We start from the raw sequence: 18,086 nt of genomic DNA on the forward strand, positions 1-18,086 counted from the left end.
CCAGAAGTGGGACTGGACCTGATGGCGAGATTCGAACTCGCGCCCTCCCGGTTGACAGCCGGGCGATCTACCGCTGATCTACATCAGGACTGACATGGAGGCGGGACTCGAACCCGCGCCCTCCCGGTCCGGAGCCGGGTGATCTGCCGCTGATCTACTCCATGGCGTGATAGCGATCGTAGCCAGCGCACGCCGCGATCGCCCCGGCTTTTCTCACTTCGGCGTCACGGTGGTGATGCGGAAGGGATGCTCCGCCGGGTCGAACAGCACCCGCCGGGCGCATTTTGCCACAACGGCAACAAAGCTTGCCGGTCTCGGCGCGACCGGGACACCCTGGTCACCTCGACTTCGACAGGAGAACCGGCATGACCGAGACCGCCCAGCAGTACTGGGAAGGCTTCTACCAGGAGAAGGACCGCGTCTGGAGCGGCAACCCCAACCCGCTGCTCGTCCGCGAGGCCACCTCGCTCACCCCCGGCACAGCGCTGGACCTCGGCTGCGGCGAGGGCGCCGACGCGATCTGGCTCGCCGAGCGCGGCTGGCAGGTCACCGCCGTCGACGTCTCCGAGACCGTCCTGCGCCGCGCGGCCGCCCGCGCCCCGGCGGGGATCACCTGGGAGCGCCACGACCTCTCGCAGTCGTTCCCGTCCGGGCAGTTCGACCTCGTGTCGGCCCAGTTCCTCCACTCCCCCGTCGCCGCCCCCGGTGAACGCGAGGACATCCTGCGCAACGCGTCCCGCGCCGTCGTACCTGGTGGAGTGCTGCTGATCATGAGCCACTCGGGGTGGCCGTCGTGGGTCGAGACACCGCCGTTCGAGTACCACTTCCCTGGCACTCGGGAGATGGTGGAGTCGCTGGCACTGGATCCGGAGGCGTGGGAGGTGCAGGTGGAGGAGGTGGTCGAGCGGCCGCTGACCGGGCCGGACGGGGAGCCCGGATCGCGTCAGGATTCTGTTCTTCGCTTGCGGCGCAAGGGTTAGCTCGGCTTCCAGCTTGCGCTGGTTCCGGCGTGGGGTCGGCTGGTTCCGGCGTGGGGTCGGCTTGACCTGGGGCCCCCTTGCGCGTGCCGAGGGCCTGCCGGGCGGGCACGGTCAGGAACCGGCCCTCGCCGACGAGCGTATGGCACGCGCACCCCAGGTAAAGCCTCGGCTGGGTTCCCGGCTTCCGTTTGCTGGGACCTGCGTTAGGGCTGGAACCGTTGGGAGATAAGGGAAAGTTCACTCCGTAGAGCCATGATCCACTATTTGCAGACGCTAAAATAGGAGTATGGCCCCTGCCGATATCGAAGACGAACTCGTCGCCGCCTACGCCGCCATCGGTAAGGCTGTCGCAGACTTCGCCTCAACCCTGATGAAGCTCTATGACGACCTCGACCCGCAAGTGCAGCAGTATGCCGGGGATGTCCTGATGCCCCTGCTGCGTGTCTCTCAGGTCAAGGGCAACAAGCTGATCGATCGGGCCATGTCGCTGGTGGAGCACCCGGTGGTGTTGGAGGCGTTGTCGGAGGGTCGGATCGATGAGGGCAAGGCGTTGATGATCATCGATCAGGTCAGTGTCCTCGATGCCGCCAATCAGGCGATCGCCGAACCCGTGTTGATCGCGCATGCGGCGTCGCATAACTACACGGCCTCTCAACGCTATGCCCGGCGCTATGTCCTCAAGCTGGATGCCGAGGCGGCGTTGCGGCGTCATGAGGAGAAACGGAAGCAGCGGTTGGTGGAGAAGTTCAACCTCGACGACGGCATGGCCTCCCTCCGCGTCGTCCTCCCCGCCCTCGACGCAGCCCTCGCCTTCGATCGCATCGACCGCATCGCCCGGGCACTGCCGAAGGATGACCGAACGCTGGATCAGAAGCGGTCGGACGTGGCCGCGGATCTGTTGATGGGCAAGGAAACACCCGCCCCGCAAAGCGAGGTGTGCGTGAACCTCACGATGCCGATCACCAACATCCTGGGCCTGACCACAGACCCGGTCATGCTGGCCGGATACGGGGACCCCTGCCTGCTCCGATCGTGGCGGATGTCGCGGCGAATGGGATCTGGAAGCGCATCCTCACCGACCCCGCCACCGGGATGGCCGAACACATCACCACCTACCGGCCCACCCCAGCACAACGCGAACTCATCAACGCCCGCTATCCGACGTGCACCATGGTCGGCTGCAACCAACCGGCGCACCGCTGCGACCTGGATCATTGTTGCCCGTTCGACGGGACCAACACCACGGTGCAGAACCTGCGGCCGAAGTGCAGGCACCACCACCGGATGAAGACCCACTCCAACTGGTCCTGCGAGAACCGGCCGGACGGACGGCACACGTGGACCACGCCCAACGGCAAGACCTACGACACGGAACTGCAGCCCATCGCGGACCCCGCGCCCTTCTAGGCAGCACAACCGCAAAGGGGATCACCCAACGGTGACCCCCTCAGAACGGTGCGCGGGCAGGCTCAGGATTCCCAGCCCCACAGATCGACGGTGGCGCCGGTGTCGCTGTTGAGCTTGCAGTCCCCCTTCGCGACGTTCACCACGGCGTTCCCGCAGTCCCGCCAACCCTGGGGCGTCGCGGGATAGCTCTCGAAGACCTTCCAGTGCCCCTGGGCGGTCACCTCGGAGGCGACGGCCGCACCACCGGTCATGGTGACCACTGAGCCCGCGATCAGGCAGGCGGCGGCCAACTTCCGTGCTCGCATGGCAGTACTCCCTCAGCTCGGTTCACTGACGACCATCGGAAGCTAGCCGCGCACGTCGAACGACATGCAATGGTTTCACGTTGGCGTGACGCGACGAACGCGGCCAGGAGCTGCGACGTCATCTAACCTGGCGTTGTGCGCATGCGGCCGACGTTGAGCTGGACTCCCACCGAGGAGTCCGCTGCCGCGGTGGCAAGCCTCGACGACGTGGTCGAGGTGGTGGCGGCGGGCGGAGTCCTGGTGCTCAGCGGGGCCGGGCTGTCCACGGAGTCCGGCATCCCCGACTACCGAGGCGACACCGGCAGCCTGCACCGGCACACCCCCATGACCTACCAGGAGTTCGTCGGCAGCGAGGACGGGCGGCAGCGCTACTGGGCGCGCAGCCACCTCGGCTGGCGCACCATCGCCCGCGCCGAGCCCAACAGCGGGCACCGCGCCGTCGCCGAACTGCAGGCCCGGGGGTACCTGGACGCGGTGCTCACGCAGAACGTGGACGGCCTGCATCAGGCCGCGGGCGCGACGGGTGTCGTGGAGCTGCACGGCAGCCTGGACCGGGTGGTCTGCTTGGCCTGCAAGCGAACCAGCCCTCGTGAGGACCTGGATCGACGGCTCCGCGCCGCCAATCCCGGGTTCACCGCGGAGACGACGAGGATCAACCCCGACGGTGACGTGGAGCTGCCCGCGGCGGCGGTGCGCGGGTTCGCGCTGGTGGACTGCGCCGACTGCGGCGGCGTGCTCAAGCCCGACGTGGTGTTCTTCGGCGAGAACGTGCCCGCCGAGCGGGTCCGCCGGTGCTACGACCTCGTGGACTCGGCCGAGGCCGTCCTCGTGCTCGGGTCCTCGTTGACGGTGATGTCCGGACTGCGCTTCGTCCGCCACGCCGCCAAGGCGGGCAAGCCGGTGCTGATCATCAACCAGGGCCGGACGCGGGGCGACAGCCACGCCAGGGGTCGCCTAGACATGCCGCTCGGTCTCGCACTGACCGACCTGGCGCGCCGGCTACCGGCCTAACGGAAGGCTCAAGAGCGCGCTTCAGGGCATCAGTCAGCGAGTCGACCGTCGGCACGCCGCGGGAATGCGCGACCCCGATTCCGAGCTGGTTGACGCGCTCGGCCCAATACGGCTGGTCGTAGTGCTGAGGGATCACGACCTGAGCAGCTCCGGCGTGCACGGCGGGCGTGGTTGTGCCCGCGCCACCGTGGTGCACGACGCGGCGACCCGGGCGAACAGCGCGCGATGGTTGAGTTCGCCGACCTCGATGCAGTCGGTGTCGTCCTCCGCCGATGACAGGCCGGCCCACCCGCGCGACACGATCGCCCGGCGGCCGAGCACGCGGGCCGCGGCGACCATCACCCGGCTGACGTCGGCGGAGTAGCTGCCCATGCCGAAGCAGACGGGCGAGTCGCTCTCGGCGAGGAACGCCTCAACCTCCGCCGGGAGCGGGCCAGGGCTGGTCGGTGAGCACATGGCCGAGGACGTCATCGACCGGGGCGAGTCCGACAGCCGCCCGGTGGGCGTTGAGGGCGCGGCCCAGGTGTCGTTCCACTGCCGCGCTTCGGCGTCCCAGCCACCCGTGCCGTCCTGCGGCCAGCCCGCCCACGCCGCGGGCAAGTGGTGCGACGACGGCAGGGTGACCGGACAGACGTGGACGTAGGCGGCGCCCACAAGCTCGGCCACCGAACGCACACCGACCTGAACGGCGCCGCCCCCTCTAGGACATCGCCCCGACCCGCAACCTCCGCGAGCGCGGCGAACTGCACCGCGACGGCGTTCTCCGCCGCCTGGCGCCGTCCTCCCGGCGTGGACAGGTCCCACGCGCCGGACCGCATCGACGGGCCGAACGGCACCACCGGGATCCCCAGCCCCTCGATCCAGTCCCGGAAGTCCTGGGAGACGCACACCCGGACGTCACGGCCGAGTTCCCGCAACCGCAACGCCAACGCGACCACCGGCTGCGCCTCGCCCCGCGACCCGATCGCCGCCAGCACAACGCCCATGGTCCAGCTCCTTGTACCTGCGTGAAGCAGTAATTGCGCCGCGCAGGCTACTGCTGTCCAGCGCAACCCCGGCAACGTCTCCCGGGCGGCGCAACGTGTCGACCTTCGTGCCCAGGAACCATCGCCGCGCCCTGAGCGCTCAGTCCCAGTAGTCGCGCTCGGGCAGGCGCAGCCACACGTCCGGCGCGCCGTTGACGGCACGGGCGTCGGTCAACTGGAGTCCGGCGAACGCGCAACTGTAGGCAACGGCGTTGTGCTGATACAGGTAGGACGCCAGAATCTCTTCGGGCCCATCACCGTCATCAGGGCCTCCGCCCGGATGGAGGTCACCGGCGACGAACTCACCGTCGCGGTAGATGCTGCCCTGGTTGCCGCTCTTCGGATTGGCGTAGAGGCCGTAGCACACGGTGTCGACGGACAGCCGGGCGAGCACGCCGGGCATCGTCGGCGCGAAACCCCACGGCTGCGCGAACACGCAGCCGCCTGGCACATCGGTCGCCCCCACGGCCAACGACGACTCGGTGCTCGGCGGGTAGACCTCGATGTCCTTCTGCACAGCCGAAATGTCCTCGACGACCTCGGCGCCCAGTCGCCACGCGGACTCCTCGACGTCGAAGTCCGCGACGCACGCCAGCCCCAGTCCCTCGACCCACAGCTTGCCCAGTGCCTCCTTGAGCCGCCTGGCTTCCGCGACCGCGTCACTCTCCTCTGTGGACAGTGACACGGAACTGTTGGGCGCGAACAGGTCCGGCGTGGGACTCGCCAGGCTGAGCCGTCCGGGAGACCACCCGGCCATCATCGGCCGCCACGGGTCCGCGCCCGCCGCCACCAAGGCGCGAGCGTTGTCCGGCCGGTCGGCGTGAACGGCCTCCCACAACGCAGTCCGCCCGCCGTACTCCACGTCGATGTCCTCGACCCGACCGGCCAGCTCCGCGACCACATCCGCGGAACCGCGCTCCGCCGCGGCGAACAGCGGCGGCGGGGAGCAACGGCCTGTGCTGCCGGGATCCGCTCCCGCTGCCAGCCTTTCGCGAACCCATGCGAGATCGCTCCAGCTGTTCCGCCCCAGGCCGTCCCACCCGCCGTTGTCCGCGATCACGGCGCGCAGCCTGTCAGGTCTGCTGCGCCGCGACCAAACGCGCATATCGAGTTCCTGCAACCAGAAGGACGAGCCCGGCGCCCAGGAACGCGGCCACCCTCGCCATCCCGTCGAGCGCGGACAGGTCGAACATCACCAGCTTGAACACCGCCGCCCCGACCAGGACCAGTCCGGTCACCCGCATCGCCGCCACGTTGATGCCGCGAACCAGCAGCACGAGCGCGATCACCGTCCACGACACCGTGATCGCCACGTGGCCCACCAGGAATCCGGTCCGCCCGGGCGTGATCAGCAACGCCGTGCACAGCACCACTCCGGCCGCTCCGTAGAGCGCGGCGATCCCGGCGGCCAACCACGGCGCGAGAACCTTCGACGGAGGGCGAAGCTCGCCGAGCCGCAACGCCACCCACGGCAGCAGCATGGAGACAGCGAGGATCAGCGCGGCCACGGCCAACGCGCCGCCAAGCTGGCCGGGCGTGCGGTCGCCGACCAGGACGAGCAATGCGGGCGGGAGTTCCCGGCCCACCGCGATCACGCCGCCGATGAGGGTGAAGCCCACCGCTCCCACCAGAGCGAACCGGTTGCGGCTCCACAACGCCGCGAGCAGCAGCAGGACCGCCTCACCGAGCAGGACCGCCGCGCGGGCCGTCCCGTCGAAGTGGGTCACCGTCGCCTGCATGGCCGCGACCAGACCGGCCAGCCCTGCGAAGTCCCCCGCGCGGCCGGGCAGCAGGCGACCCGCGGCCCACACCGCGAGCAGCACCACGGCCACCCCGCCCGAGACCAGCACGGCATCGGGTTTCGGCAGGACCAGCGCGGCGATCAACGCCGGGGCCGCGGACGTGACGAGCAGCGTCAGCGCGGCCGGATCCTCCGGCCTGCGCCGCATCACGACCAGCGCGAGTGCGATCCCGACGACGGCAGCGGCGAGCGCGGCGGCCGTGTTCGTCCCCGAGCCGGACAACGGCGCCCTGAGCGTGCTGAGCACGGAGGCGATCAGCGGCGGAACGCCCGCCGCGACGGCCACTGCGGACCAGTCCCGGCGCAGCTGCACCGGAGCCGTGGCCACCTGCAGCACCAGCAGGAACGTCACCAGGTCCGGGCGGAAGCCCTTGGTGATGATCGGCGCGCACACCGCGCACCCGATCACCACGGCGACCGCGAGCAGGGACGACTCCCAGCGCGAGGCCAGCAACAACCCGCCGACCGCGACGAGCAGGCCGATCGCGAGGCCACCGAGCGGCGGCAGGTACTCGTACAGCGTCGTCGCCGCGATCACGTCGAGGTAGAGCGCCGCGATTCCCGTTGCGGCCAAAGCGAAAGCGCCGGTCCGGCCGACCGGGTTGCGGTGCAGCCACAGCCCGGCGCCGACCAGGCCGACGCCGAACGCCGCGCCGACGAGCACGCGCGGCAGCGGGCCGAGCCAGCCGCGCTGGATCGCCAGCACGAGCAGCAGCACGATCCCCAGCAGCGTGACCGCGCCACCGATCCAGGCCAGCAGCCTGCTGCCGGCGCCCTCCTTGCCCAGCGCCGTGCCCCACGCCGCCGTCAGCGACGGAACCGGCTCGGGCTCCAGGTACCGGGGCTCCTCGTCACGGGGCCGTTCGTCCTGGGGCCGGGCGGGCTCAGGCTCGGGCTCGCCGTCCTGGGCGGTCTGGGGCTCCTGTTCGGCGCGCAGGTCCTCCCGCAGGGCCCACAGCTCGTCCCCGACCCGTTCGAGCCGGTTCCGAAGATCGTCGATCTCCTCGGCGATGCCGAGAAGTCGATCTCCATCGTTGTGCATGCGCACCAGCCTGGGCGAGCGCGCGGGCGGGCGATTCCGTACGACTACTCATCCTCGGGGTCCTCGACCCACTCCAGGAGGTCGCCGGGCTGGCACTCCAGCACCCGGCACATCGCCTCCAGGGTGCTGAAGCGCACCGCCTTGGCCCGGCCGTTCTTCAGCACCGCCACGTTCGCCGGGGTCAGCCCGACCCGCTCGGCGAACTCGCCGACGCTCATCTTGCGCTTGGCCAGCTCGACGTCGATGCGCACCACGATCGGCATCAGATCACTTCTTCCATATCGGTGCGCAGCGCCGTGGCCTGCTGCAGCAGGGCGCGCATCACCACCATCAGCAGGCCGACCACGGCCAGGCCGACCACCATCAGGAACAGCGCCATCGGCGCGCCGGGGTCGTCGGCGTGGAAGCCGACCCAGAGGAAGATCGCGGTGAGCACCACCCACGCGGCCGCGATGGCCCACACGATCGCGTCCACCCAGACCATCGAGGCCCTGGTGAAGATGCGGTCCTTCTTGACCAGGGTGAGCAGCTTCCAGGTGGACACGACGACCAGCTGCACGCACAACACGAAGAACACCGCGATCGCCGTCAGCGGCCACCGCAGGTGCGCGCGTTCGGGATGCGTCTCGGCCATGTGCGCGAACTGGCCGGGAAACGACATCACCTGGAACACGACCAGGATTGCGAAGAGCAGCACGAGGAAGACTCGGAGCGGGCCGACCGCCCGTTGCGCCAGGGACATGCATCGAGTATCGATACGCGCCTATCGACTGTCAATCGATAGTTATCGCTTCACGACACCGTCACCCGGCAGCAGCGGGCGCATGAACGTCCGTTCGTAGCGGAGCACGCAGCCGCTCTCGTCCCGGATGCGGTCGGCGTCGACGAAGTCGGGGTGGACGCCGAACAGCGCGCGGTACTCCTCGTAGGCGGCGAGGCTGGGGAAGCTGAACAGCGCCAGGGCCTTGTCGCTGGCCCCCTCGCCCGGCAGGAAGTAGCCGTGGTGGGTCCCGCCGTGCCGGTCGACCAGTTCCATCCACCGGCGGCCGAACCGCTCGAAGGCGTCGATCTTCGTCGGATCGATCACGTACTCGACAACACAGGTGATCATGCTGTGGCAGCCTATTCTTCGAGGATGCGCTTTTCGGTCAACATCCCGAACTTCGGTGACTTCGCCGACGCCAGGACGGTCGCGCGCGTGGCTGCGGCGGCCGAACAGGCGGGCTGGGACGGTCTGTTCATCTGGGACCACGTGGTGCACGACAAGCAGCAGCGCAGGGGGAAGCCCTTCGGCGACCCCTGGATGCTGCTGACCGCTGCCGCGCTGGCGACCTCGCGGTTGCGGCTGGGCACCTTGGTCACGCCGGTCGCCCGGCGCCGCCCGGAACAGCTCGCCCGCCAGGTGGCCACCCTGGACTCGATCAGCGGCGGACGGGTGATCTTCGGAGCGGGTCTCGGCGGGCCGATCGAGGACGAGTTCGGCAGCTTCGGGGAACCCACCGACCCGGTCGTGCTGGCCGAACGCCTCGACGAGGGACTGGACCTGCTCGACCGCTACTGGTCGGGCGAAGCCGTGACCCACGACGGGAAGCACTACCGGGTCCGCGACGTCACCCTGCTGCCCGCGACGGTGCAGCGCCCGCGCCCGCCGGTCTGGGTCGGCGGTATCTGGCCCCATCGCAGGCCGATGCGCCGCGCCGCGCGCTGGGACGGCGTCGTTCCGCTGTTCACCAACGCGCGGCACGGGCAGGTTCCCGCCGTCGACGACGTCCGCGAGCTGGTGTCCTACGTCCGCGAGCACCGCGAGGACGGGCCGTTCGAGATCGTCCTCGGCGGCGCCAGCCCCGGTGACCCCGGCGCGGCGCAGGACCTGATCGCGCCGCTCGCCGAGGCCGGGGCCACGTGGTGGGACGAGCGGCAACTCCAGACTGGCGAGGACCTGGACCGGCTCGCCCCGGTGCTGCGCCGCGTCGAGCAGGGCCCGCCCGGTCAGCGGTTGCCGGAGTAGTTGCTGGGCCCGGCCGCCCGGACGGCCTCCTGCGCGGCGGCGTCGAGCCACGGCTTGGCGGTGCTGTCCTGGGTCAGGTTGATGTACATGGCCAGCGACTTGATCAGGTAGCGGTGGGTCTGGCGCTTCCAGCCGCTGCGCGCGGCCCGCGTGGTGTCCTTGTTCTTGTCGCAGATCTCGGAGCCGGGACCGCTGCCAGGACACAGGATTCCCCACGAGCCGCCGTCCGCGCTCTTGTAGGCCGTGTCCGCGGCCGACGCGTCCGGCATCGGAACGACCCACACCATCACCAGGATCTGGTTCGAGTGGTCGACGTAGGTCGCGGCGACGGCGTTGCCGCACCGGGAACGCAGCAGGAGGTTCCTGGTCTCCTGGTCCATGTGCTTGGTGACGCACTCGCGGACGTCGCTGCTCTTCCTGTCGTAGCGCACGTTCTTCGCGTCGCTGAACGAACTCGGCAGCAGTGCCGAGGCGCTCACCGGCGTCTTGTCGGTGGACTCCCGGTCGAGGTCCGCGGAGTTGAACCTGGTGGTGGTCGTCGTCGGTCTCGGCTTGGTCGTCGTGCTGCGGCTGGTGGACGACTTGCTCGTGGTGCGCGACGGGGACGTCGACGTCGTCGGCTTCGTCGTGGTGGGCGCCGAGAAAGCCTGGTCCACGAACGACCTCAGCTCGCTGTTGGTCGCGAACAACAGCAGGACCACTCCGGCGAACGCCGCGATCGCCCACCCGGCGTGGTTGCGCGCGACCGGCGGCGGGGTCGGCGGAGGAGGCGGCGGCTCCTCGATCTTCTTGGTCGGCTTGGGCTTTTCCTTCTCGAACTCTTTCGTCGGTTCGTGCGCGGCCTGGAGCAGGGCGCGCGCCTCCGAGAGGTTCGGGCGCGTCACCGGGTCCTTGTCCAGCAGCCTGGTGATCAGAGTGGCCAGGCTGCCCGTGCTCGACAGCTGCGGCACCTCATCGATCAGCACTGCGGTGAGCGTGGCCGTCGGCGTGTTGCGGCGGAACGGCGAGATTCCCTCCAGCGCCTGGAAAAGCGTGACGCCCAGGGAGTACAGGTCGCCCTCGGCTCCCCCGTCGGTGCCGTTCAACCGCTCGGGAGCCATGTACTCCACCGAGCCGATCAGCATCCCGGTCGCGGTGAGCGCGGTGTCGGTGTGGTGCACGGCGATGCCGAAGTCGGCCAGCAGCGCGTCGCCGTTGTCGGCCAGCAGCACGTTGGCGGGCTTGACATCGCGGTGCACCACACCGGCGCCGTGCGCCGCTTCCAACGCGCTGAGCAGGTCCGCGGCGATCTTGGCCACCTGGGCGGCGGGCAGCGGTCCGGTCTTCAGGTGCTCCTCGAGGGACTGCCCCGCGACCAGACCCATGATGATCCAGGGGACGTCGTCCTCGATGACGACGTCGTGCACCGCGACGATGTTCGGGTGGTCGCGCAGCCGCGCGGCGTTGCGGGCCTCGCGGGTGGCGCGGGTCAGCCGCTCGGCCTGCTCGCTCTCCGACAGCGCCGGGGGCAGCCACAGCTCCTTGACCGCGACGTCGATGCCCAGCACCTCGTCACGGGCCTCCCAGACGCGCCCGAAACCACCGGCACCGACACGCCTGATCAGCCGGTAGCGGTCGGCGACCACCCGGCCCGGCTGTGCCTCATCCGCCATTACCACCGCCTTTCGCTTTCACGGACAGGGAAACGCGCGGGCGGGAGCGTACAGCTCCCACCCGCGCGGGTCGATCCGCTAACGCGGGTGCGGCGGCCGGCAGTTCTGCCTTCCCAGCTCGTGCGAACCGTTGATGTAGACACCGTCGGCGATGGAGTCCGCCATGATCGGGCGCTCCTGGTAGCACCAGTGCTGGGCGAAGTACCCGCCCGGCGCCTCCAGGGTGTTGAAGTGGCAGACGCCGTCCGTCTGGATGCAGTACCGGATGAACGGGATGCCACCGAAGTCCCGCCTGCCGGGGCCGGGCGAGACGTAACCGCCGAACGGGACGCCGGCCCCGGCGGGGACCACCGCGCCGATGCCCAGCCCGGGCGGCCCGACCGGGGCCATCGGGTCGGCGTAGATCTTGGCTTCGAAGCGGGACTTGTCCACTCCGAGCCTGCCGTCGGCGATGTCGTTGAGCACGTGGTTCGCCACGATCGCGCCCTGCGAGTACCCGACGACGACGAACCGGCCACCGCGGTCGGCGTTGTAGCTGTCGATGACGACGCGCTTGGCGGCCTCGTGCCCCTGCCGGACGCTGACGTCCATCGGGGTCTGGTTGCAGTTGGGCAGCCCGGTGCCGCCCGCGGGGTAGTGCACGGTCCGCCGGACGCCGCCGCGCAGCCACGCGTCGTTGTAGACGGTGGCGTCGCCGTCGCAGGTGCCGCCGATGAGGATGTAGTAGCGCGTCGCCTCGGGCTCCTTGGCGGCCGCGCTTCCCGGCGTCACCCCGAGAATCGTCGTGACCAGCGCTGCCAGCGCGAGGCCGGCACCCCCGAAGCGGTTGGTCTTCTTCACGTTGCTGAGGTCCTTTCGCCGTGTTCCCACCGGGTCCTGTCGCTCCCCGGCGAGCCGCAGCAAAGCACCTCGTGATCACTCCGGCGGTAAGATCTGGAAACTCTGGAATCTCGATCCGAGCCCCGTGCGCGAGGGGGACCTTCACGTGCTCGTTCCGGATGCCGCCGACCGCCCGTCGGCGTCCGCGCCTGTCGTCACGGCGGTCGATCTGGGCCGCGAACTCAAGTCCTGGCTTCGGCGTGGGGCGAACCGTCGGATCAAGGTGGCCGCGCTCGCGAAGCGGCTGGAAGTCTCCCAGAGCACGCTCTACGCCTACCTCGCCGGGACGACCCTGCCGCCGAGCCACGTGCTCGACGACCTGTTGTGCGCACTGGGCCTGCCCGCCCCGGAGCACCGCCGCCTGGTGACCGCCCGAGACGCGCTGCAACGCAGGCGCGCCGCCGCGGAACCGGCTGCGAGCACCGCACGGACCTCGCGCGAGCACCCGGTGCCCCGTGAACTTCCCGCCGATCCCGGACCACTGACCGGCCGCTCGGCCGAGATCGTCACGCTGGACCGCGTGCTGGCGGACGGAGCCGGGCTCTCGGTGATCTCCGGCCCGGCCGGTGTCGGCAAGACCGCGCTGGCGGTGCACTGGGGCCATCGGGTCGCCGAGCAGTTCGAGGACGGCTGCCTGTACGCGGACCTGCTCGGCTACGCGCCTTACGACCCGCGTGATCCGGCCGATGTGCTCGCGGGTTTCCTGCGCGGGCTCGGCCTCGCCGACGCCGACATCCCGGCGGACGCCGACGAACGGGCCGCCAGGTTCCGCACCGCGCTGGCCCAGCGGCGGGTGCTCGTCGTGATCGACAACGCCCGCGACGCCGGGCAGGTCCGGCCGCTACTGCCGGGAAGCCGCGGCTGCTTCGTCGTGGTGACGAGCCGGAGCGACCTGCCCGCGCTGCAGCTGCGTCCGGGCGCGCATCCGGTCAGCCTCGCCCCGCTCGTGCGGCGGGACGGCGTGGACCTGTTGCGGCTGCACCTGATCGGCAGGCAGGAAGCGGCCCAGGAAGCCTTTGTGGCGCTTGCCGAACGATGCGCCGGGTTGCCGCTCGCGCTGCGCATCGTGGCCGCGCTCGCATCGACCCGGCGGCAGCAGTCATTGGCGGAGTTGGTCGCCGAGCTGACTGACGGGAGCCTGGACCAGTTCGACGTCGGCGAACCGGACGGATCGGTGCGCGCCGTGTTCTCCTGGTCCGAGCGGTGCCTGGAGCCGCGGACCGGCGAGGCGTTCCGCTTGCTGGGCGTGCACCCCGCGCGCGACGTCGACGAGTTCTCCGCCGCCGCGCTGCTCGGCGTGGACGTCGTGGAAGCCGCGCGGGCTCTCGACGAGCTGGCGAACGCCTATCTCCTCGCGCGGTCCTCGGAGACCCGGTTCCGTATGCACGACCTGCTGCGCGAGTACGCGAACGAGCAGGCCGAGGCCACGCTCGCGGACTCGGCGCGCCGAGCCGCCGTCACGCGACTGCTCGACTACTACGTCACCGCGGGCGCCAAGGCGATGGAGGTGCTGCACCCGCCGGGCGCCAAGATCGAGCCCGAGTGGCTGACCGACGTGGCCGTTCCGCCCATGCGCACCACCGCGGACGCCAAGTCGTGGATGGATGCCGAGTGGCAGAACCTCCTCGCCGCGGTCGCGTTCAGCGCGCGGCGCGGCTGGCCGGAGCACACCCTCCGCATCGCCGCGGTGCTGCGACGACGGCTCGTCGACAGCCACGGGCACGGTGACGCGTTGGCCATCCACGGGCACGCGCTCGAAGCCAGCAGGCTCATCGGTGATCGGCGCGCCGAAGGCACCGCCTTGCACCACATGGGAATGGCGCACACCCGGCTCGGACGGCTCCGGGAAGCACAGGAGGTGCTGCGGCACGCGATCGTCGTCTGCCGCGAGGCCGATGACCGCTACAACGAGGCGGGCGCGCTGAACCACCTGGGAATCCTCTACGAACGGCTCGGCCGCTACGCCGACGCCGTGGAGTGCTACAGCGCCGCGCTCCCCTTCGCGCTGGAGCAGGGGTTCCGGCACGGCGAGGCGGCTCTGCGCACCAACCTCGGATTCGCCCGCGGGCGCCTCGGCGAGTACGAGCAGGCGATGCGGGACTGCCTTGCTGCCGTTGCCATTCACGAAGAACTCGGCGACCCGGGCAGCATCGCCGCCGCGTTGGGCAACCTCGGCGAGGTGTACCGGCTCACCGGCCGCTACGCCGAAGCCCTCGACCACTACGACCGGGCGCTGACCAAGGCGCGCGAGGTGGACGCGGTCGGCGTGGAGACCGAGGTGCTGCGCTACATCGGCGAGACGCACTTCGCCGCGGGCAACGGCGCCGGGGCGCTCGCCGCGTACGAGGCGGCGTTGACCGCGGCGCGGCTCACCGGTGATCGGTACGAGGAGGCCCACGCGCTCGACGGCCTGGGGCGCGCCCGCCACGCCGAGGGCAAGGAGGCGCTGGCCGACGAGGCGTGGCGGGAGGCGTTGGCCCTGTTCCGCGAGCTCGGTCTGCCCGATGCCCGACGCGTCGGCGCGCTCATCACCTCATAGCCCTGCTGATGCCGCATTGGGTTCACTCCCGGAGGGAGTAGCACGCGCGCGGACACCGGGACGGGCCGTCGCGTTGCGAGGGTTCGGAAGTTCCACAACACCGGCTTCGCTCGCAACTCGGCGCGCTCCGGCGGGCTGTTCCTGTGCGTGACCACTGTTGAAGCACACCTGCGGCGGCCCGTCGTGCTGGTGGCGGGCGTCTTGGCCGTGCTCGCCCTCGCGTTGTGGCAGGCGTCCGGCGCCGCGCTAGTCGACCTCGACGTCTACCGCGCGGGCGGCGAGGCCTGGCTGACCGGGCGGCACCTGTACGACGAAGGATTCCCGCCGCGTCCGCTGGTGTACCAGCTGCCTTTCACGTATCCGCCGTTCGCGGCCGTTCTGTTCAGCCTGCTGACACCGCTGTCGTTGAAGGCGATGGGCTACGTGCTGACCACCGCGAGCGCCCTGGCCCTCGCGGTGGCCTGCGTGATCGTCGCGCGCAGGTGCGGGCTGGCCACTGCGGGCGCGCGGGGGCTCGGCGTCGCGGTGGCCGCGCTCTCGGTGCTGTCGGAGCCGGTGCTCGCCACGATCGGGCTCGGCCAGGTCAACACGCTGCTGATGGCCCTGGTCGTCGCGGACTGCCTGCTCCCCCGCACCCCGTGGCCGCGCGGGCTGCTGGTCGGAATCGCGGCCGGGATCAAGCTCACCCCGGCGATCTTCGTGCTGTACTTCCTCGCCTCCGGCCGCGTCCGCCCCGCGCTGACCACGATCGCGACCTTCGCGGGCACCGTGGCGGTCGGCTTCCTCGCCACGCCCAAGGACTCCGTGCGGTACTGGTTCTCGACGCTGTTCAACACCGACCGGATCGGCGGGCCGGAGTTCTTCACCAACCAGTCCCTCCGCGGGCTCATCGGTCGCTTCGGCCTGGTCGACGGGCAGGTCTTCCCGTTCTGGGCGGTCGGCGTCCTGATCACGCTAGCGATGACCTGGCTCATCCTGCGGCGGGTCCGGGGCGAGGTCCCCGCGCTGCTCGTCGTGGCGGCCGCCGGGCTGCTGTGCTCGCCGGTGTCGTGGAGCAACCACTGGGTCTGGGTGGCGGTGCTCACCACGGCCGTCGCCGCCGCGCTGGTGCGCAGGCCGAGGTGGAGCCTGCTCGCGCCCGCGGTGGCCGCCGCAGTGCTGTTCGCCGGCCCCCACCAGTACGTTCCCGGCGGCGGGAAGGTCGAGCTGACCTGGACCGCGGCGCAGTGGCCCTGGGGCAACGCGTTCTTCCTGACCGCCGTCGTCTCGCTGGCGGTGCTGCTCGTCCGGAATCGGTCGCGCCCCGGTGACAACCTTTCCGGTGACGCCGGGATCCGAACAGGTGAGAGGGCACAGGTCGGTCTGGGGGGTGACGATGAGAACCGCCGATGAGGGGGTCTTGGCGGTCCCTCTGCCTGTCGCCATGAGAACGGCGCCGGGGATGGCGCGGGGTCGCGGGCACGAGGTGGCGATGGCAACGGTTGACGACGGGTTCGTGGAGTTCGTCCGCGAGCGATCCTCGGCGTTGCTCAGAACCGCCCGGCTGCTCTGCGCCGGGGACCGGGGAGCCGCGGAGGACCTGCTGCAGGACGTGCTGGCTCGCGTGTACTGCCGGTGGAACCGGATCGTCGGCGATCCCGAGCCCTACGTGCGCGCGGCGCTGTTCAACGCCGCCAAACACCGGTGGCGGCGCCGGTCGCGGCGGGTCGCCGAGGCCCAGTGGGACGACGTCGTCGTCGGCGAACGCCTGTCCGTGGAGGACGGCCACGAGGACCAGCTGGTCGTGCGGGACATGACGATGCGTGCGCTGGCCCAGCTGCCACCCCGGATGCGGGCGGTGATCGTGCTCAGGTTCTTCGAGGACTACTCCGAGGAGCAGACCGCGAACCTGCTGGGGTGCTCGACGGGCACGGTCAAGAGCCAGACCTCGCGCGGCCTCAGCAAGCTGCGCGGCCTGATCGAGCTGGCCGGCGCCCCCGTGGAGGAACCGCGATGAACACCGACAGCGACGCCCTCGGACGGGTGCTGCGCGCCGCGGTGTCCGATGTGGACACTCCGGCCGGCTTCGCCGAGGCCGCGTTGCACCGGGGCAAGCGGCGGCGGAAGCGGGTCCGAGGCGCCATGATCGGCAGCGCGCTCGCGGTCACCGCACTGGTCGGCGGCCTGATCTCCGGCGTGCCGGCGTGGGTGGCCGACTCGGCGCACATCACCCCGGCCGACGATCCCCGGCTGTCCCGGCCCACCGGCGGTGACCTCGCCGGGGACGCCGAGTTCCTCAGCCAGTCCCGCATCCTGTGGAACCGCGAGCTCCAGGCCCAGCTCGAGTTCACCTTCACCGGCCTGTCCGCCAACTGCTGGGAGGTGTTCGGGGAGCCCCGCGTGTACTGGGCAGGACGCACCGGGAACGGTCCCGCTTCCGTGGTCATGCAGCCGCTCCGGGCGACACGCGCGTGCGACGACGTCGTGGACGCCACGTCCACCGCGGTCGGACTGGTCGGCACCGATGCCGTCGACAAGGGCGTTCACCTGCTGGGCGTCGTGGTCAAGGGCGCCGGGCACGACGAGGACGAGGTCTTCCAGTTCGGCCCGGCCGGGAACACGGTGGTCGCGCTCCAGGAGAGCCGGGCGCGCTACGTCTCCCACAGGGCCGACGTGCACAAGGACGGCAAAGTCACGCGGAGCTGGAAGGAGCTGGACTACCGGGACGGAGTGGCGGTCGCCGACATCGAGCAGCCGGCCCAGCCTTCGCCGTACCTGCAGACCGATCCGGCGTTCACCAAACGCCTCCAAGCCGACCCGGGTGCGACGATCCCGCCGGAGGATCGCGTGCAGCCGTTCCCGACGTCGCGCTCCCGGGGGATGGTGACCCGCCGAGGCACCGGGGGGAGTTTCAGCCACCTCGGCTGGACGAGCGTTCGGGGTGACCTCGGTGGACCCCGGCTGGACTTCGCCGAGCGCGTGCGCCGTTTCACCGACGTGCTCGCCCAGCGGGGCTACAGCGACCCCGCCTTCCGCGGCCGAAAGCTGTCCGAGCGGGCGGGCGGGGGGCAGCCCGGCGGCTGGCACATCACGGCCGCACTGCCCGACGGGCGCACGGCCATCGTGGGCGAGGAACCGATCAACGGTGCCGTCCACATCTACGCGGTGCTGTACCGGGGCGACGTGGTCGATCAGGTCCTCTACGGAGCGCCGACCGGAGGCGGTTCCGCACTACCGGTCCAGCTGCGGCTGCCGGACGGCCAGGGGTGGATCGTGGCGCGCCAGGGCGGGCGGTTGCAATGGCGTTCGGACACCGGGCAGTGGAACGGTCTGCCCGGCGACGCGGCCCTCATCCCCGACACGGCCACCACGGTCCAAGTGGTCGCGCCCGAACTCGCGACGGTGGACGTCGCGCTGCTCAAGTGACATCGAACAGTTGATTTCATTCGCATTTCAGC

The 18,086-nt window shown here is 70.6% G+C and carries 19 protein-coding genes, 2 tRNA genes and 1 pseudogene; 9 read left to right on the top strand and 13 right to left on the bottom strand.

What is annotated here, in order from left to right:
* Positions 1 to 13 precede the first annotated feature (13 nt).
* Positions 14 to 88, bottom strand: a tRNA-Asp gene (locus BLT28_RS10370).
* 4 nt (positions 89 to 92) lie between these two features.
* Positions 93 to 164, bottom strand: a tRNA-Arg gene (locus BLT28_RS10375).
* A gap of 201 nt (positions 165 to 365) precedes the next feature.
* Here BLT28_RS10375 and BLT28_RS10380 point away from each other — a divergent pair.
* From BLT28_RS10380 to BLT28_RS42485, 3 genes are all read left to right on the top strand, one after another.
* Positions 366 to 980 (top strand): class I SAM-dependent methyltransferase, encoded by a 615-nt coding sequence (locus BLT28_RS10380; RefSeq protein ID WP_083383707.1) that lies wholly within the window; start codon positions 366 to 368, stop codon positions 978 to 980.
* Positions 981 to 1,266: 286 nt separating this feature from the next.
* Positions 1,267 to 2,268, top strand: a complete 1,002-nt coding sequence (locus BLT28_RS10385; RefSeq protein ID WP_083383708.1) for a DUF222 domain-containing protein — start codon at positions 1,267 to 1,269, stop codon at positions 2,266 to 2,268.
* A complete protein-coding gene (locus BLT28_RS42485) occupies positions 2,265 to 2,387 on the top strand; it encodes a hypothetical protein (protein WP_269459643.1) in 123 nt (40 codons plus the stop codon). Before BLT28_RS10385 ends, BLT28_RS42485 begins: the two co-directional genes overlap by 4 nt.
* A gap of 62 nt (positions 2,388 to 2,449) precedes the next feature.
* On the opposite strand, the gene BLT28_RS10390 is transcribed toward BLT28_RS42485, so the two are convergent.
* Positions 2,450 to 2,692 (bottom strand): hypothetical protein, encoded by a 243-nt coding sequence (locus BLT28_RS10390; RefSeq protein WP_030433716.1) that lies wholly within the window; start codon positions 2,690 to 2,692, stop codon positions 2,450 to 2,452.
* A 135-nt stretch (positions 2,693 to 2,827) separates the two neighbouring features.
* On the opposite strand from BLT28_RS10390, the gene BLT28_RS10395 reads away from it, so the two are divergent.
* Complete coding sequence (locus BLT28_RS10395; protein ID WP_030433717.1) at positions 2,828 to 3,703, top strand: NAD-dependent protein deacetylase; 876 nt, start codon at positions 2,828 to 2,830, stop codon at positions 3,701 to 3,703.
* On the opposite strand, the gene BLT28_RS42820 is transcribed toward BLT28_RS10395, so the two are convergent.
* The 8 genes and pseudogenes from BLT28_RS42820 to BLT28_RS10425 all read right to left on the bottom strand — a co-directional run bounded on the left by BLT28_RS42820 (position 3,603) and on the right by BLT28_RS10425 (position 8,682).
* Entirely contained in the window at positions 3,603 to 3,899 is a 297-nt protein-coding gene (locus BLT28_RS42820) for a glycosyltransferase (protein WP_407638800.1), read from the bottom strand. The genes BLT28_RS10395 and BLT28_RS42820 overlap by 101 nt on opposite strands.
* Positions 3,836 to 4,369: a glycosyltransferase family protein gene (locus tag BLT28_RS41800; protein WP_231950719.1), complete on the bottom strand. Its 534-nt coding sequence runs from the start codon at positions 4,367 to 4,369 to the stop codon at positions 3,836 to 3,838. The genes BLT28_RS42820 and BLT28_RS41800 overlap by 64 nt, the downstream gene beginning before the upstream one ends.
* A gap of 212 nt (positions 4,370 to 4,581) precedes the next feature.
* A pseudogene (locus BLT28_RS42825) lies at positions 4,582 to 4,689 on the bottom strand (glycosyltransferase); the annotation flags it as partial.
* A gap of 139 nt (positions 4,690 to 4,828) precedes the next feature.
* The gene (locus BLT28_RS41810) at positions 4,829 to 5,788 is read right to left on the bottom strand and encodes an ankyrin repeat domain-containing protein (protein WP_030433718.1); all 960 of its coding nucleotides are present in this window, start codon (positions 5,786 to 5,788) and stop codon (positions 4,829 to 4,831) included.
* 13 nt (positions 5,789 to 5,801) lie between these two features.
* Positions 5,802 to 7,571: a DUF2339 domain-containing protein gene (locus BLT28_RS10410; protein WP_030433719.1), complete on the bottom strand. Its 1,770-nt coding sequence runs from the start codon at positions 7,569 to 7,571 to the stop codon at positions 5,802 to 5,804.
* Between the two features lie 44 nt (positions 7,572 to 7,615).
* Positions 7,616 to 7,834 (bottom strand): helix-turn-helix domain-containing protein, encoded by a 219-nt coding sequence (locus BLT28_RS10415; RefSeq protein ID WP_030433720.1) that lies wholly within the window; start codon positions 7,832 to 7,834, stop codon positions 7,616 to 7,618.
* Complete coding sequence (locus tag BLT28_RS10420; RefSeq protein WP_030433721.1) at positions 7,834 to 8,313, bottom strand: DUF2975 domain-containing protein; 480 nt, start codon at positions 8,311 to 8,313, stop codon at positions 7,834 to 7,836. The genes BLT28_RS10415 and BLT28_RS10420 overlap by 1 nt, the downstream gene beginning before the upstream one ends.
* A 42-nt stretch (positions 8,314 to 8,355) precedes the next feature.
* Positions 8,356 to 8,682 carry an NIPSNAP family protein gene (locus tag BLT28_RS10425; RefSeq protein ID WP_030433722.1) on the bottom strand — a complete coding sequence of 109 codons (327 nt, stop codon included), beginning with the start codon at positions 8,680 to 8,682 and terminating at the stop codon, positions 8,356 to 8,358.
* 24 nt (positions 8,683 to 8,706) lie between these two features.
* On the opposite strand from BLT28_RS10425, the gene BLT28_RS10430 reads away from it, so the two are divergent.
* Positions 8,707 to 9,579: an LLM class flavin-dependent oxidoreductase gene (locus BLT28_RS10430; protein ID WP_030433723.1), complete on the top strand. Its 873-nt coding sequence runs from the start codon at positions 8,707 to 8,709 to the stop codon at positions 9,577 to 9,579.
* On the opposite strand, the gene BLT28_RS10435 is transcribed toward BLT28_RS10430, so the two are convergent.
* The gene (locus BLT28_RS10435; protein WP_081900859.1) at positions 9,561 to 11,231 is read right to left on the bottom strand and encodes a serine/threonine-protein kinase; all 1,671 of its coding nucleotides are present in this window, start codon (positions 11,229 to 11,231) and stop codon (positions 9,561 to 9,563) included. The two genes, BLT28_RS10430 and BLT28_RS10435, sit on opposite strands and share 19 nt — an antisense overlap.
* Before the next feature lie 78 nt (positions 11,232 to 11,309).
* Positions 11,310 to 12,071 (bottom strand): PE-PPE domain-containing protein, encoded by a 762-nt coding sequence (locus BLT28_RS10440; RefSeq protein ID WP_030433725.1) that lies wholly within the window; start codon positions 12,069 to 12,071, stop codon positions 11,310 to 11,312.
* Positions 12,072 to 12,216: 145 nt separating this feature from the next.
* Here BLT28_RS10440 and BLT28_RS10445 point away from each other — a divergent pair, with 145 nt between their 5' ends.
* The 4 genes from BLT28_RS10445 (at position 12,217) to BLT28_RS10460 (ending at position 18,054) form a co-directional block, all read left to right on the top strand.
* On the top strand, positions 12,217 to 14,649 hold the full coding sequence (locus BLT28_RS10445; protein ID WP_162184960.1) for a helix-turn-helix domain-containing protein: 2,433 nt from the start codon (positions 12,217 to 12,219) through the stop codon (positions 14,647 to 14,649).
* 147 nt (positions 14,650 to 14,796) lie between these two features.
* The gene (locus BLT28_RS10450; RefSeq protein WP_162184958.1) at positions 14,797 to 16,041 is read left to right on the top strand and encodes a glycosyltransferase 87 family protein; all 1,245 of its coding nucleotides are present in this window, start codon (positions 14,797 to 14,799) and stop codon (positions 16,039 to 16,041) included.
* A gap of 79 nt (positions 16,042 to 16,120) precedes the next feature.
* Positions 16,121 to 16,645: a SigE family RNA polymerase sigma factor gene (locus BLT28_RS10455; RefSeq protein ID WP_030433728.1), complete on the top strand. Its 525-nt coding sequence runs from the start codon at positions 16,121 to 16,123 to the stop codon at positions 16,643 to 16,645.
* A complete protein-coding gene (locus BLT28_RS10460) occupies positions 16,642 to 18,054 on the top strand; it encodes a hypothetical protein (RefSeq protein ID WP_030433729.1) in 1,413 nt (470 codons plus the stop codon). The genes BLT28_RS10455 and BLT28_RS10460 overlap by 4 nt, the downstream gene beginning before the upstream one ends.
* The last annotated feature ends 32 nt before the right edge of the window (positions 18,055 to 18,086 follow it).

This window comes from Allokutzneria albata (assembly GCF_900103775.1).
GTDB lineage: Bacteria > Actinomycetota > Actinomycetes > Mycobacteriales > Pseudonocardiaceae > Allokutzneria > Allokutzneria albata.